Origin of the sequence: Pseudoruminococcus massiliensis (assembly GCF_900291955.1) — a bacterium.
GTDB classification, from domain to species: Bacteria; Bacillota; Clostridia; order Oscillospirales; family Acutalibacteraceae; genus Pseudoruminococcus; species Pseudoruminococcus massiliensis.
In genome coordinates this window covers 1-16073 of sequence record NZ_OLMR01000003.1, presented here as the reverse complement: position 1 = coordinate 16073, position 16073 = coordinate 1, and the positions used below count along the sequence as shown (strand labels likewise).

Sequence of the window (16073 nt, the reverse complement as noted above, 5' to 3'; positions counted from 1 at the left end):
ATAAGGTTAATAAGGTCAGCAGCCAAAAAAGATTTCACAATCCCGAAATGATGTGTTCATCGCATGGGATTGTATTTTGGAGTTTTTTGTGCTATAATATGTTTTAATAGGGTTTGATGGGTATTCAAGTGCCCCACACTATTAGAATTCAAGTAAAATATGCCAAGCGGAGGAAAACACAGTGTCAATAGATGATTACCCTCGTTTGTGCGGAGGCACCTTCTTTACGCTGGTGCTACAAGCTCTCCGCCAACGAATGAAAGCAAGAGAGCACTATGCCGGGGACAGCGATGGATTGTCCGATTCAGAAGTAATGGTAGGTCTGATTAAGGTAATCAACCTCGATTATGTAGATCCTGGCAAAGGAAAACTTAAAACCATCGTTAATAACTACAAAAGATGCGAAACATCAACAAGTGCCTATCTTCCGTTTGGTGATGATCAGGTCGTTGCAGCTTTTGACGATATGGTGAGAACTGACTATCAAACAGCCTTGAATGGGATGATCGGATTTGTAAATGACTTCCTTGACATGAGCGAAGCAGTTCATAAAGATGTCAATCTGGTCAGAGCCCTTATTGATTTGATTCAGCAGGATCAATCTATTAAAGCCAATGACGAGTTCTATACCGAGCCAAATGGCGAAAAAAAGAAAAAGGCCGCACTTGGCGACCTTAAAAAAGTATGCCTGCCAGCGTTCTTGCTCGGCATTTGGCATTATATCGTTATAAACCGCAAGGATAACTCTATAGGGCAAAAGACCTACGAGGCGTGGTGCCCCTCCAACGGCAGAGCTCAAAGAAAATACACTGCCCACATGGGCGAAGGAATCCTTAATGGGCTGACTACCTATACGATTGATGCAAAGGAAACGATAGCAACGGAGATTGTTGACGAGCCTACTGAAGATAAAGAATCTGACACTGTCAATTCTGATACTCCGCCTATAACCCAGCAGATGGTTAACAATAATCCCACGTTTTTCAATATCAATATCTCAGGTGGCAACAACAGTTTCTATCACCATGTTGACAAGCTAACAATAAACAACGGAGGAAAACAAGATGAGTGAGAATTTACCGATTAATGCCTCCGGCATTCTCACTGAGCCGGGGAAAGCTACAGAGATTACCGTATCGGGAGGTAAGAATAATTTTGTTGCCCATGCTGATACCGTGGAAAACAACATTACAGTCATGCTGAACGATCCCAGATCAAGGCGCGGTGAGAACAGAGCGCGAATAACATTCAACACGGATTTCTACCATCTGTTTGTGATTTTAGGTGAGAAGTTCGAGGATAATTACTTTCTGGTTCCAAAGGATCGGGCCTTGACTGAGAGTACAAACGAGGATTTAAAAAATAAATATGCATCTCTCACACCAGAAGCTGTTGAAGATTTAAGGCGGTATCCGGCCATTTTTGCTGACGAAAACCACTCATACGGAAAGACAGATGATGCCCAAGACGCTTATTTCGGGTTTGTAAAGGATGTAAAGATCCAGGATAACGGAATCAAGATATACTACACGGTTATTACGGCAATTCCACAGCAGATTCTAAATGAAGAGTGCTTCGAGCTCGGAATATGCGGTGCCAGATCATTCAATGAATTGAATCGCACACATTGGGCACTGAAACAAATCAATCTCATTGAAGCGTTACAAAAGGCCGGGGTTCAGATTATATAATCGTATCCCTTGTAGAAAAATGGAGGTAATACGATGAGTCGTGAATATGAAGAAATGCAGGTTGAAAAATGGGTCAATCTGGAGGATGTCGCAGAGCATTTGAGCATCAGCCAAGATACCGTTCGCACATGGATCAAAGAAGGAAAACTCCCCGTTTATCGTGCCGGAAAAAGATATAAATTTAAAATTTCCGAAGTTGATGAATGGGTTCGTAAAGGGAAAATTCAAGAATAAAGAACACTTTTAAGGATAGGATGGTGAAATGAATGCAGCGCAAAGTTCCTTCAGCAATCGAAAACATTACACTCAATAGAGCAACATTCACGGATGTGCCAGTTGCCGATCTCACATTCGTAAACTTCTTCTATGGGAATAACGGAGCGGGCAAATCCTCAATTGCCCATGCCATTGAGGAGGACGATGGCGTTGTCTGGGCAGACGGAAAGTCTGCGGATGATTATGATGTGCTTGTTTATAATCAGGATTTCATCAATGAAAACTTTGTAAATTACGGTGATTTAAAAGGCGTATTCATCTTTGGTGAGGAAGATATCGAAGCAAAGAAGCGAATTGCTGAGCTGACCGAAGAAAAGAAGAAAAAATCCGATGCAAAGGTGGCCGCCGGTGAAGATTATAAGCAGAAAACCGCCGGGGTTGACGCTGCGCTAACTCAATTTCAGGACGCCTGCTTTTCCAAGACTGCTGATATTCGCAAACGATTTGAAAAGTGCATGGACGGCAAAAAGCAGAAGAGGAATTTTGCAGAGGCTGTTCTTGGAGAGAAAACTCCCAAGGAGCATGATCTTCCCGAACTGGAACGCCTTTATGGTGTTGCTTTTGACGATACTGCCAGAGCTTATGCCGAATTCAAGAAAGCCGGTGCAACGACCTACGGCAGTCTCCCCGGAAAAGAAATGCTGGATAAGGTTATCGTCAGCAGCAGTGATACACCGTTCGCCCGTTTCCTGAAAGCCCTTGGCAGCACGGCTTCAGATTGGGTTCGTGATGGGCACACGCATTTTTCTGGTTCTGCCGGTGGGAAGTGCCCATATTGTCAGCAAAAACTCCCGGCAAACTTTGAAAATGAAATTGCTGCCACTTTTGATGCACAGTATCAGCAGGACATTCGGGACTTAGGGCAGTTTCAGAGTACATACGGCAGAGAAACCGCGGATATTGTGCGCGTGCTGCAAACCAACACCACCGATGCAATGCCTTCTCTTGATTTGAGGGCGTATCAAGAGAAGCTCTCTCTGCTGGAGAGTAAGTTCGAGGTCAATCGGCAGCGTATTGCCGAAAAAGTTAAAGAGCCCTCCAAAACGGTGTCCTTGGAAGATACCGATACGCTTCTCCTTGAAATCGGCGCAATGATCGATGGCATCAATAAGCTCATTAAAGCGAATAACGATGTTATTGCTGCCAAGAAGAGTAGCAAGGAAAAGTGTAAAACGGAAATTATGCAATACCTTGCGTTTATGCTTGCCGATGAGGTGACAAGTTATAAAGACGAGGTTGCTCGACTGGAAAAAGAAATCAAGGAAATCACCGAGCGAGGGACTCTTCTGAGAAAAGAAATCAGTGAGCTCACAAGAGAAATTTCTGAACTTAACAAACACAATGCCAACACCGAAGCCGCCATCGACAGCATTAACAAAATTCTGCGGGACTCTGGGTTCCAGGGGTTCAGCATCCGAGCCAAGGATGGTGTTGAGAATGTGTATGAAATCGTTCGTGAAAACGGAACTGTTGCAGAAAACCTTAGTGAGGGTGAGCGCAACTTTATCGCATTTTTGTATTTTTACCACAGAGTGCGCGGCAGCATGAACAGCGAAGAACTGAAAGAAAAGATCGTTGTTATTGACGATCCCGTTTCCAGCATGGACAGCACCGCACTTTTCATTGTTAGTGCCATTGTCCGCGAAATGATCAATGTCTGCCGAAACAACACCGAATATCTGAATCCGCAGGTACCAGGTGATTACATCAAGCAGCTGTTCATCCTGACACACAATGTGTATTTTCACCGGGAGGTTACATATCAGCAGGTCGGGTACTACAACTGCACATCATTTTATATGATTCGCAAAAATGATAATGTATCCACCGTTAAGCTCTGCAAGCGGCAGAACAAGGAAATTCCGAGCGAAGAAGAAAACTACAATCCCGTGCAGAATTCCTATGCCGCTTTGTGGGATGAGCTCCGTGATCTTCATTCTACGATTCCGGCGCTGAATGTAATGCGCCGCATTCTCGAATACTATTTTCTTCAGCTTTGCGGTTATGAGGGCAGCGACCTGCGCTCTATCGTGCTGGAGAAAAAGGAAAACCGGAAAAAGTTCATCAAGCAGGTTGAGGGCGAAAAGCCGGATATGACCGACTACCAGCTGGCTTCTTCTCTCCTGACCTACATCAACAATCCCAACGGCATCAGTGACGGCTTGAATTATGTGGAGGACTGTGAGGACGCTGAAGCATACAAGCGTGTGTTCCAGATGATTTTTGATGCACTCGGTCAGAGTCAGCATTATAAAATGATGACCGGACAGCGCACAAAGTCCTGATTATGGGACAGTAGCGGGTGTAAAATAAAGGTAGTATGGCACTACAAGAACGAAAAGTGAGGTAAACGGCAAATGGCTGATAAGCAGATTATAGACGCAATGTGGGATGATTCTCCCGTTGATGTATCCACTGAAGTAAATTTTATCTGGTCCATCGCAAATAAACTGCGCGGACCGTACCGCAGCGACAAATATAAGGATGTCATTATTCCGATGACGATCATCCGCCGCTTTGAGTGTGCCCTTGCGCCCACTAAGCAGAAAGTCGTGGAGCAGTTCAAAGCAAATCCGAATTTCCCGGCAAAGGCGATGTACCGCATTTCCGGCTTTCAGTTTTATAATACCAGCGAATTTGACCTTGCCGAACTTGTAAATGACGCAGACCACATTGCCGCCAATTTTAAGAGTTATCTGCAGGGTTTCTCTGCAAACGTGCTGGAAATTCTGATGTCCAAGGAGCGTGGTCTGAACTTCGGTGAAGAAATCGACAAGATGGATAAGAACAACCGCCTGCTTTCCGTCATCAAGGCGTTCTCCGAGCTTGATCTCAACCCTCGCACCATCGACAATGTGAAGATGGGATACATTTTTGAGGAACTGATCCGTAAGTTTTCTGAAAACGCCGAAGCCGGCGATCACTACACCGGCCGCGACATCATTAAGCTGATGGTCAATATTCTGCTTGCTGAAGGCTGCGATGATATCTTTGACGATGGTAAGGTCATCACCATTTTGGATCAGGCCTGCGGAACGGGCGGTATGCTCTCTACCGGCTACAATTTCATCAAGCGCTATAATCCTTCTGCGGATGTGCGCCTGTTTGGTCAGGAGATCAACCCGGAATCTTACGCTATGTGCCTTGCCGAAATGCTCATCAAGGGACAAAATGCTGAAAATATCTGCTATCAGGACACCATGAAAGCCGACCGCTTTAAGGGAACCAAGATGCGCTTTGTTCTTGAAAACCCGCCGTTCGGCACTGCATGGGGCGGCAAAGATGCAGCGGAAGGCGTCGAGGATGCCGTCAACGCAGAGTATCAAAAAGGCTTTGACGGTCGCTGGGGTGCGGGGCTACCCGGCTCCGGTGATATGCAGATGCTGTTTTTGCAGTCCGCCATTGATAAAATGGATGATAACTTCGGCCGTTCCGCCGGAGAAAAACGGCAGCCCGCTTTTCTCCGGCGGAACGGCATCTGGCGAGAGTCAGATCCGCCGGTGGATGCTGGAGAACGATTTGATCGAAGCAATCATTGCGTTGCCCACTGATCTGTTTTATAACACCGGCATCGCTACATATATCTGGGTGCTTTCCAAGAATAAGCGTGATGAGCGCAAAGGAAAGATTCAGCTGATTGATGCATCCTCTTTCTTCCACAAACTGCGCAAAGCTCTGGGCGATAAGAAAAATGAAATTTCTCCCGAAGACCGCAGTGCTGTAACGAGACTCTATGCAGACTTTACAGAAAACGAATACTGCAAAATTTACGACAACGAGGAGTTCATTTACCGTGAATATACGGTTATGCAGCCCCTTCAGCGCAGCTATGCCATTACGGGGGAACGCGTTGAAGCCATGCTGTCCAAAGGTGCGCTTTCTTCTCTCTATGACCAGACCAAGGTGGACGAGCTGGAAAATGCTGAAGAACTGACCGGCAAGGATCAGAAAAAGCTGGAAGCCTATCAAAATAACCAGCCTGTTTATGAAGCAATCGTCTCTGCATTGAAAGCGGCGGTTTCGGAGCAGGTTTATAATTCTCCGACGGCATTCATGCCGGTGCTGACAAAAGCCCTCTCCTCCGTGACGGCAGATAAAAAGTTGATTGAGAAAATCGCAGACGGGCTTTCTGTTATGGATAAGAATGCTGAAATTCAGCGTGACCGCAAGGGTAATATCCTCTACGACAAGGAAACCAAGGACACCGAACTGGTGAAATGGGAAGAAAGCATCGAGGACTATATGGCTCGTGAGGTTCTGCCGCACATTCCGGATGCCGCCGCATTCTTCGAGGAAAACCTTGGTGCAAAGAAGCCCGTTATCAAAACCGGGGCGGAGATTCCGTTCACACGGTATTTCTATAAATACCAGCCGTCTACACCGAGTGAGGAACTTGAAACCAGATTTAAGGAACTGGAGCTTTCCGTGACAGAGCGTGTGGCGAAGTTGTTCGAGTAAAGGAGGTCTGCGAGGGTGTTTAAGTTTATATTCGAAATACTGACCGACCCTTTGGGGCTCCCTATAGAATGGTACTGGGAGTATCTGATTTTGGCTGTGATCGGTGTCGTTGCGTATGCTGTTGCTTACCGTTGCGTTGGCGATATGTACAGCGGTGGGATGATTGACGGCAGCACAAGCGGCTCTTTCTTTCATTGGCTCATTCGCCTGATTCTGTTTGTTGCCCTGTGGGCAGTTACCTACGGAATCATTGCAGCGGTAAAATGGCTGACGGATAATTGGGTACTGGTTCTGTGTATCATGGGTGGAGTTGTCGTTGTTGTGGGTATCGCCACAGTTATTGCAATAATCATACGCAAACGTAAAAATAAAGCGGGATTGGAGGTGCCGACTAATGAGAGCAACTAAAGATAGCGGAATCTCATGGTTGGGCGAATACCCTTCCGATTGGGAACTTAAGAAAATCAAATACTGCTTACAAGAACGGGTTGAGAAAAATAATCCCGTAAGAACGACCGAGATACTTTCTCTAACTGCCAAACAGGGCGTTATTCCATATGACCAAAAAGAGGGTGGCGGCAACAAGCCAAAGGAAGATGTTAGTGCATATAGGCTGGCTTATCCCGGCGACATCGTGATGAACAGTATGAATATTTTGTCCGGCTCTGTAGGCTTGTCACAGTACTTTGGGTGTGTCAGCCCTGTTTACTATATGCTACGTCCCTGGAAAGCAATAGAAGATGTGAGATATTATAACTACATCTTCCAAACGACGATGTTTCAGCGCAGCCTGTTTGGACTCGGCAATGGCATCCTCATAAAAGAATCTGGTAATGGAAAATTAAACACAATTCGAATGCGCATACCGATGGATAAGTTTGGCGGACTTTTTATTCCTGTTGCTTCAATTGATGAACAACACCGCATTGCCGATTTCCTTGACGCTAAATGTGCTGAAATTGATGCGCTGACCGCCGACATCCAAACCCAAATCGACACGCTGGAGCAGTACAAGCGGTCTATTATCACCGAAACTGTCACCAAAGGGCTGAACCCGAATGCGGAGATGAAGGATAGCGGAGTCCAGTGGATTGGCAATATGCCCGCACACTGGGATGTTATCCGTGGCAAGTACATTCTTCGCTATATGCAGAAGCCCGTGCGTGAGGATGACGGTGTAATCACTTGTTTCCGTGATGGTGAGGTTACTCTTAGAAGTAACCGCCGTGAGGACGGCTTTACGATGTCCGACAAGGAAATCGGCTATCAAGGCATTGATGTCGGTGATTTAGTTGTACATGGTATGGATGGCTTTGCTGGCTCTATCGGTATTTCTGATTCAAGGGGCAAGGCGTCACCTGTCCTTAATGTTTTGGAGACCGACCAAAACAAACGGTACATCATGTATTATCTGCGCAGCATGGCTTACAGTGATGTGTTTCTTGCTTTGGCGACCGGTATTCGTGTGCGTTCCTGTGACCTTCGGTGGAACAAACTGGCGGAGCTTTCCTATCCGGTACCGCCGCTGAATGAGCAGAATGCCATCGTAAAGCACATTGATTCTGTGCTTTCAAAAGCAGATGCTGTTATCGCTGATAAAAAAGCACAGCTTGCAACACTCGACGAATACAAAAAATCTCTGATTTTTGAGTATGTAACCGGCAAGAAGGAGGTGATTTGATGGCAACTTTTGAAGAACAGCTCGATTCTCTTTTGGAACGGGCAAAAAGCATCGTGCCACCGAACAAGTTGAAAACAGCCGCTGAAAAGCAACCGGCCGATAAGTGGATGAACGATGTACAGATTTTCTATGATACATATCTGAAAAATCATGCGTTAGGTCAGCGTATAAACACAATACTGTTTCATCGCTCAACCGGTGCATTCGAGGAATTGGTTTCTTGTTTGGAGAGCGTTCGCAGTGACAAGGCTTTTGTGGATGAAAAGAATGGAATTTCCACGGTTAATATCCCCAGATACCGCGCGAAAGACGTGCCTGAATATGATGTATTTATTTCCCATGCCAATAAGGATAAGGAAAACCTGATAGAGGAATTGTACAGCTCACTCAAAACTCTTGGCGTAACAATTTTCTACGATAAAGAGTCTTTGGAGTGGGGTGATAATTGGAAAGATCGCATTCTGAACGGTACGAAAAAAGCAGAATTTGCAATTATCGTTATTTCAGAGAACTTTTTTGACCGAGAGTGGACCGAGCGAGAATTACATGAGTTTTTGAACCGGCAAAATCGAAGCGGACAGAAGTTAATTTTGCCGATTTTACACAACATCACGGCTTCGCAGTTGCAAGAAAAGTACCCATCTGTGGCGGATATACAAGCGATTGACTCATCTAAATATAGCTGCGACCAGATTGCTTTGCTTTTTGCACGGCAACTAATCAAGCGCCTGAAAAGCGAGTAAGGAGGTAGATGGCATATGAACAACATACTGACCGAAAAAGAATATCAGCATTTCATCATGGACAGGCGCTCGCAGGACAACGGTTACATCGTCCGCAAAGCAACAAGTTATGACCGTCTTTTTGCTATGGACCGGGAGTTGCTGTTTCAGTTTCTGAACGATACCCAGCCGGATGAGATGGCGGCACTCCGCAAAATCTACAAGTCCGACCTGGAAGATACCCTCGTCAGCTTTATCAATGCTGAGGTGACCAAAACCCGCGGCAGTCTGCTGGATGTGCTGAAGCACGGTATTGAGATTTCCAACATGAAGCTGGAACTGATGTATACGAAGCCTGCGACCACCTTCAACCGTGAATTGTTGGCGAAATATGAAAAGAACATTTTCTCCGTCATGGAGGAAGTCTGGGCAAGCGATGATGAGCGCATTGACCTGGTAATTTTCCTGAACGGTCTTGCCATCATGTCCTTTGAGCTGAAATGTAATGCCGCCGGTCAGTCCTATCAGGATGCCATCTATCAGTACCGTGTTGACCGTGATCCCAAGACCCGCCTGTTTTGGTTTAAGGCAGGCTGCCTTGTGAACTTTGCGATGGACTTAGAGCAGGTTTATATGACCACCAAGCTCGCAGGCAACGCCACCTTCTTCCTGCCGTTCAACATGGGAAACGGTGAAGGTGTCAATGCCGGTGCGGGCAATCCTACCTTCAAAGACAAGTACAGCGTGTCCTATATGTGGGAGGATATTCTGACAAAGGATACCGTCCTTGACCTCATCAGTAAGTTCATCTTTATCGAAACCAAGGAAAGTAAGGACGAGCTGACAGGAAAAACGAAAAAGTCCGAGAATGTCATATTCCCTCGGTATCATCAGCTCGATGTGATTCGCAAGCTGCTGGGTGATGTCCGTGACAACGGCACAACGCAGAATTATCTGATTCAGCACAGTGCAGGCTCCGGCAAAACCAACTCCATCGCATGGCTGGCGCACCGTCTGACTTCACTGCACGATGCAGATAATAAAATTATCTTTGACAATGTCGTGATTATCACCGACCGAGTCGTAGTTGACCGTCAGCTACAGAAAGCCATTATGGGCATGGAGCACAAAGCAGGACTTATCCGTGTTATGGACGATAAGTGCAACTCTGCCGACCTTGCCATTGCACTGAACGGCAATACGAAAATCATCGCCACCACGATCCAGAAATTCCCGTATATCGTGGACAGCGTTGCAGGGCTGAAAAACAAGCGTTTTGCGGTTATTATCGATGAGGCACATTCCTCCACCGCAGGTAAGGACATGGCAGCGGTCACAAAGTCGCTTGGTGCCGGAGAGCAGGAAGCTGCCGATGTGGAAGATATGATTACAGACGAGATCCGCAGAAACGGCAAACAGGCCAACGTGTCCATGTTTGCTTTCACTGCCACACCGAAGCCTACGACCATTCAGCTGTTCGGTCGTTTGAACACAAAAGGTCAGCGTGAAGCGTTCCATATCTATTCCATGAAGCAGGCCATTGAGGAAGGATTTATTCTTGATGTGCTTCAGAACTACACGACTTATGACACTTTCTATCAGATCAACAAGGAAATCGAAGAAGACCCTCGGTGCAAAACAGTCGATGCAAAGCGACAGATTGCCCGTTTCGTGGAGCTGCATGAAACGAACATTGCCCAGCGGGTGGAGGTCATCGTGGAGCATTTCCGCACAACCGTAATGCCCGAACTCGGCGGCATGGCAAAGGCAATGGTCATCACCGCATCCAGACAGGGCGCTGTGAAGTACCGTCAGGCTTTTGAGGACTATACCAAGAAGAAGGGATACTCGGACATTAAGGCTCTGGTGGCGTTTTCCGGCAAGGTAAAGCTCCCGGACGATGAAACCGAATATTCCGAGGCTTCCATGAACGGTTTCCCGGAAGATCGTTTGACGAAGGAATTTGACAAGGACGAATACCAGGTGCTTTTGGTTGCAAACAAGTATCAGACTGGGTTTGACCAGCCGAAGCTCTGCGCTATGTATGTTCTCAAAAAGCTGAAGGGTGTGTCTGCCGTTCAGACGCTCTCCCGCCTGAACCGTATCTGCCCGCCGTTCGAGAAGAAAACCTTTGTGCTGGACTTTGCAAATACATACGAAGATATCAAAGCGGCATTTGCACCGTATTATACGACTACGTTGCTCTCCACTTCCGTAACGCCGACGGCGATTTACGATCTGGAGGCGCAAATTGATGCGTACACCGTGCTTGACCCGGATGATATCGAAAAAGCCAACGAACTGCTTTACAAGGGGAATATTTCCTCCAAGGATAAGCAGAAACTGACTTTCTACTTCAAACGGTCGAAAAACATGATCGAGCAGTATGAGCCGCTCAAGCAACAGGAGATCGTATCTCAGATGCGGCATTTTGTTCGTTTCTATGAATTCCTGTTGCAGGTGTCCTGCTTCGAGGATACCGACCTGCATAAGAAGTACAATTTTATTACTTATCTGCTGGCATACATCAATATTAAGCATCCGGGCGGCGGCTATAATCTGGACGGCAAAATCAAGGCTACGAATTTCGTTCAGAAAAAAGCCGAAGAACATACCAATCCGAAGCTGGTAGCACAGCCGGTTGTAAAGCTGCCAACAGCGGAGAGTTTTGGATTGACCGAAGCAAAAGAGGAACGGCTTTCCCAGATCATAGCCGAAATCAACAGCCGGACTGGAAAAGCCTACGACAACGATGTTGCGGTCAAAGCCATGCTGCAGATTCGGGATATTCTGATGAAATCCGATAAACTGAAAACCAGCGCCCGGAACAACACCGTCAAAGACTTTGAGTTTTCGTACTTTGACGATATCGACGATGCACTGATTGAGGGACTGGAGCAGAATCAGGATTTCTTTTCTCTGCTGCTCAGTAATGATGAAATAAAAAAACAGGTTCTCGGTATCTTCACGGAAGAGATATACAAGAGCCTGAGAGAAGCATAAAGGGGTGGTTTCATGTTTGATCAATTTCGATTGAAGGATGTACTGGCACAGTACAAGCAGAGCTTTGTTTCCACGCAGTGGGGCAACGAAAAATACAAATGGGAAGCCGTCAAATGGTTTCAGGACAATTGGGATGTGAATGCGTCTGATTTTCCCGAAATGCTGAGCCGCTCCCTTGATAAGACGTTTAACCTCCTGGCATCAAATAATAATTTTCCGAAGGGCATGATCGTGGGCTTTGCGAAAGCCGCCCCGGAGGAAGTGCGGGCTATGTTTATCGCCCTGTTTGACGAGAGTCAAGATGTGTTTGAGAGAATGAATGCATTCAAAATGCAATCGTCCATTCTTCTCGAAAAATACGGAAACGGTGCGGCGCAGCACTACCAGTACGAAAACGCTATCAGCACATACCTTTGGCTGCGCTATCCGGACAAGTATTATATCTACAAATTCGGTGAGGTAAAAACGGTCTCCAGCGAACTGGAGTCGGACTATCGGTTCAAAAAGGGCGCCTATGCGGACAATATCCGTAATTTCCTGCGGCTCTATGATGAGATCAGTGCCGCACTGAAAGAGGACACTGAACTGGTGAATCTGTTCCAGTCGCAGCTGACGGATACCTGTTATCCCGATCCCGAACTGAAAACGCTGACCATTGATGTCGGTTTCTATATCAGCCGCCTCTATTCGCAGGAAAATGCGGAAAAAGCGGAAGCGGCAGCATGGTTTCCGAGCGATTACACACCCGGATTGACCGAAGAGGACTGGCTTGCCCTGCTTGGCGATGACAAGGTGTTCACAACGGGAAGCCTTGAAATCATGAAACGCATGAAGGATTACGGCGGACAGGCGACCTGCACACAGCTTGCGGTCAAATACGGTGAAACAAAAAATTTCTATTTAACGGGTTCAACCGCACTTGCCAAAAGAGTCGTTGAAAAAACGGGTTGTCCGGTTTTAACCGACGATAAAAATGAAAACTCAAAGTGGTGGCCTGTTCTGTACATCGGACGATATGCAACGAAGGACGAGCAAGGCAGCTATATCTGGAAATTGCGTGATGAACTGTCCACCGCTCTCGACAAAACCGATTTGAGCGGTATTGAACTGTATGTCGCTGCCGCTCCGGGCGAAGAAGATCGTGGATATTGGTGGCTGAATGCCAATCCGAAAATCTGGAGCTACTCCGATATTGCTGTTGGCGAGGTGCAGTCCTACACGCTATACAACGAGAACGGAAACAAGCGCCGCATATTCCAAAACTTCTTGGATGCGAAAGCCGGAGATATGATCATCGGCTACGAATCCAATCCGGTAAAACAGATCGTTGCCATTGGTCGTGTCAGCGCAGAGCAGGACGGCGAAAAGCTGTTTTTTGAAAAAGTAGAAGGACTGACCTCTCCTATTGATTATGCTACGCTAAAAGAATGCCCTGGACTGGAACGCATGGAGTATTTCCAAAATCCCCAAGGCAGCCTTTTCAAGCTCACCAGAGGTGAATATGACTTCATTCTCGATATGATTCGGGAAGAGAATCCGGTATCCACGGATGCAGCTATAGATGCGTACACAAAAAGTGATTTTCTGGATGAGGTCTATATGACCGAAAAACGCTACGAGAACCTTGTAGCTGTTCTCCGCAACAAGAAGAACATCATTCTGCAGGGTGCCCCCGGTGTTGGCAAGACCTTCGCTGCCAGACGGTTGGCATGGTCTATGATGGGTGAACAAGACGACAGCCGCATTGAATTCGTTCAGTTCCACCAGAATTATTCTTACGAGGATTTTATGATGGGCTATAAGCCTGTTGAGGATGGATTTGAATTGAAATACGGCATCTTCTATCGGTTTTGCCAGAAAGCTGCAAACCAGCCGGATAAGGAATTCTTCTTCATCATTGACGAAATCAACCGAGGTAATATGAGCAAGATATTCGGCGAACTGCTGATGCTGATTGAGAAGGACTACAGGGGTACCAAGGCGACGCTGGCGTATAACGGGCTGTCTTTCTCTGTTCCCAAAAATCTGTATATCATCGGCATGATGAACACGGCAGACCGCAGCCTTGCGATGATTGACTACGCTCTGCGCCGTCGATTTAGCTTCTTTGAGGTGGAGCCGGGATTTGATTCCGAAGGATTTATCCATTACCAGAACGGCTTGAACAACGAAACGCTGAATGAGCTGATATCCAAGGTAAAAGACCTGAATCATGAAATTGCACTTGATAAATCTCTGGGTAAGGGATTCTGCATTGGACACAGCTATTTCTGCGGCAGGGATATTTGTACAGATGAGTGGATGCACTCCATCGTTGATTATGATATTCTGCCAATGCTCAGCGAATACTGGTTTGATGATCCGAACAAACTCCAGCGTTGGGAAAATATTCTGCAGGGTGTGTTTCAATGATTAAGGATAAAAGCATCTTCATCAAAAACATATACTATATGCTTTCGTATGCCTTCACGACGCTCAATCAAGGCGGATATGAGGATGTTGCTACCGAAGAGTTTGAAAACATACACAATCTGTTTGCAGCCATCCTCGCCAAGGGCATAGGTCGGCAGTTGAAGCAGGGCTTATATCGTGAGTATCTGAATCGCAAAGAAGATGTAGCCGTTGTTCGTGGCAAAATCGATATGCCGGGGACCATACAGAACCGTCTCGCCAGAAAGCGGGTATTGACCTGCGAGTATGATGAGCTTTCAGAAAACAACCTTCTGAATCAGATTCTGAAAACAACTGTTATGCTTCTGCTCCGCCACGCAAGAGTGAGTCAGGAGTATAAGAGCGATTTGAAGAAGGAAATGCTGTTCTTTTCGAATGTTGACACCATAGACCCGTCTGCAATACGCTGGTCTGCCATTCGGTTTCAGCGGAACAACAATACCTACCGTATGCTTATCAGCCTTTGCCAGCTGATTCTTGAAGGAATGCTGCTGACAACGGACTCCGGCGAATATCGGTTAGCTTCTTTTATTGACGAACAGCGCATGAATCGCCTTTATGAGAAGTTCATCCTTGAGTATTACGCCAAGGAGTGCCCGCAGGTGACTGCAACGGCATCTCAAATTCCGTGGGCATTAGATGATGGCATCGGCACAATGCTTCCGGTAATGCAGAGTGACATCATGCTGACCAAAGGAAGCACTGTGTTGATTATAGATGCCAAGTATTACACACATACCACACAGGCTCAGTACGATGTCCACACCTTGCACTCCGGGAATCTATATCAGATTTTCACTTATGTGAAAAATAAGGACACCGAGTTCGGAACTCAACCGCATACGGTTTCCGGTATGCTCCTGTATGCCGCAACAGACGAGGCTATTCAACCGAACAACAGCTATCAAATGAGCGGCAACAAAATCAGCGTAAAAACGCTTAACCTGAATAGAGATTTCTCGGAAATTGCCGCACAACTGAATGCAATTGTAGATGAGTATTTTTCGGATTGAACCTTTTAATTATTCCTACACCTTTTAATGGTGGGTGAACCTTTTAATAAAAGGTCAGTGCCGTGTGCATTTGGTATCAAAATAGGTCTTTACTTTCATATGGCTAAACCTCAGTATTTATGCGGATTTTTGCATTTTTACTGAGGTTATTTTTTATAGCTTGTATTATGTAAAATTGCTTTAAATATTGCAAAATATTATACCAATGTGACACTAAATGTGACACTAAAAATAACTTACAAACAAAAAAAGAGCCGTACCCACGAGAAAGTGTAGATACAGCTCTTAGTCGTTTTATGTTATTTTACTCTAATTTTCTGCCCGACATAGATTAAATCTCGGTTCTTGATGTTATTAAGCAATACAAGCTTGTCTACGGTTGTGTTGTATCTGTATGCGATGTAGCTGAGTGTGTCGCCACTCTTAACTGTATAATAAACCTTGTCAGACTTTACTGTTGAGGTTGTACCGACTTTAGCAGTGTAATCTAAGCATATCCAACCACCATACTTGCCAACATAACCCCAGTTTGCAAGCCAGATGTCGTACTTATTTATCAGCTTGTCTTTATGCAAATAATTGCATAGCCAATTCGGGTTGCAATAGAGCATTGGACGATAGCCAGCAGACTTGATTCTATCGCAGAAGGCAATAACAATGCTTGTAAGAGTGTCTTTGCCAAGATGAGCTTTGCGAGATTAGTTGCTCCAAGCGTCAATATCCTTTTCAGCAATCTGGCTATTCTTTTCGGCAATCTCAGACTCATAAGTACTTACTT

General features: G+C 46.0%; 14 protein-coding genes. 12 read left to right on the top strand and 2 right to left on the bottom strand.

The genetic code is table 11. The annotated features are described in order from the left end of the window. Positions 1 to 181 precede the first annotated feature (181 nt). From C9914_RS05385 to mcrC, 12 genes are all read left to right on the top strand, one after another. A complete protein-coding gene (locus C9914_RS05385) occupies positions 182 to 1072 on the top strand; it encodes a hypothetical protein (RefSeq protein WP_106763934.1) in 891 nt (296 codons plus the stop codon). Further along, entirely contained in the window at positions 1065 to 1691 is a 627-nt protein-coding gene (locus C9914_RS05380) for a hypothetical protein (protein WP_106763932.1), read from the top strand. Before C9914_RS05385 ends, C9914_RS05380 begins: the two co-directional genes overlap by 8 nt. A 33-nt stretch (positions 1692 to 1724) precedes the next feature. Further along, positions 1725 to 1925: a helix-turn-helix domain-containing protein gene (locus C9914_RS05375; protein ID WP_106763930.1), complete on the top strand. Its 201-nt coding sequence runs from the start codon at positions 1725 to 1727 to the stop codon at positions 1923 to 1925. 32 nt (positions 1926 to 1957) lie between these two features. Continuing rightward, positions 1958 to 4252: an AAA family ATPase gene (locus C9914_RS05370; RefSeq protein WP_106763929.1), complete on the top strand. Its 2295-nt coding sequence runs from the start codon at positions 1958 to 1960 to the stop codon at positions 4250 to 4252. A gap of 72 nt (positions 4253 to 4324) precedes the next feature. Next, the gene (locus tag C9914_RS11905) at positions 4325 to 5518 is read left to right on the top strand and encodes a type I restriction-modification system subunit M (protein ID WP_276329543.1); all 1194 of its coding nucleotides are present in this window, start codon (positions 4325 to 4327) and stop codon (positions 5516 to 5518) included. Next, positions 5472 to 6425, top strand: coding sequence for an N-6 DNA methylase (locus C9914_RS11900; RefSeq protein WP_276329542.1), 954 nt, complete (start codon positions 5472 to 5474; stop codon positions 6423 to 6425). Before C9914_RS11905 ends, C9914_RS11900 begins: the two co-directional genes overlap by 47 nt. A 15-nt stretch (positions 6426 to 6440) precedes the next feature. Then, the gene (locus C9914_RS05360) at positions 6441 to 6833 is read left to right on the top strand and encodes a hypothetical protein (RefSeq protein WP_106763927.1); all 393 of its coding nucleotides are present in this window, start codon (positions 6441 to 6443) and stop codon (positions 6831 to 6833) included. Next, positions 6820 to 8106, top strand: coding sequence for a restriction endonuclease subunit S (locus C9914_RS05355; RefSeq protein WP_106763926.1), 1287 nt, complete (start codon positions 6820 to 6822; stop codon positions 8104 to 8106). The genes C9914_RS05360 and C9914_RS05355 overlap by 14 nt, the downstream gene beginning before the upstream one ends. Then, positions 8106 to 8849 (top strand): toll/interleukin-1 receptor domain-containing protein, encoded by a 744-nt coding sequence (locus tag C9914_RS05350; RefSeq protein WP_106763924.1) that lies wholly within the window; start codon positions 8106 to 8108, stop codon positions 8847 to 8849. Before C9914_RS05355 ends, C9914_RS05350 begins: the two co-directional genes overlap by 1 nt. Before the next feature lie 15 nt (positions 8850 to 8864). After that, the gene (locus tag C9914_RS05345) at positions 8865 to 11831 is read left to right on the top strand and encodes a type I restriction endonuclease subunit R (protein WP_106763922.1); all 2967 of its coding nucleotides are present in this window, start codon (positions 8865 to 8867) and stop codon (positions 11829 to 11831) included. 12 nt (positions 11832 to 11843) lie between these two features. Beyond that, positions 11844 to 14243 (top strand): AAA family ATPase, encoded by a 2400-nt coding sequence (locus C9914_RS05340; RefSeq protein WP_106763920.1) that lies wholly within the window; start codon positions 11844 to 11846, stop codon positions 14241 to 14243. Then, a complete protein-coding gene (mcrC, locus tag C9914_RS05335) occupies positions 14240 to 15295 on the top strand; it encodes a 5-methylcytosine-specific restriction endonuclease system specificity protein McrC (protein ID WP_106763918.1) in 1056 nt (351 codons plus the stop codon). Before C9914_RS05340 ends, mcrC begins: the two co-directional genes overlap by 4 nt. 299 nt (positions 15296 to 15594) lie before the next feature. On the opposite strand, the gene C9914_RS11895 is transcribed toward mcrC, so the two are convergent. Together C9914_RS11895 and C9914_RS11890 are read right to left on the bottom strand one after the other, a co-directional pair. Next, positions 15595 to 15930 (bottom strand): LysM peptidoglycan-binding domain-containing protein, encoded by a 336-nt coding sequence (locus tag C9914_RS11895; protein WP_276329544.1) that lies wholly within the window; start codon positions 15928 to 15930, stop codon positions 15595 to 15597. Next, entirely contained in the window at positions 15852 to 16049 is a 198-nt protein-coding gene (locus C9914_RS11890; protein WP_181013443.1) for a hypothetical protein, read from the bottom strand. The genes C9914_RS11895 and C9914_RS11890 overlap by 79 nt, the downstream gene beginning before the upstream one ends. Between the last annotated feature and the right edge of the window lie 24 nt (positions 16050 to 16073).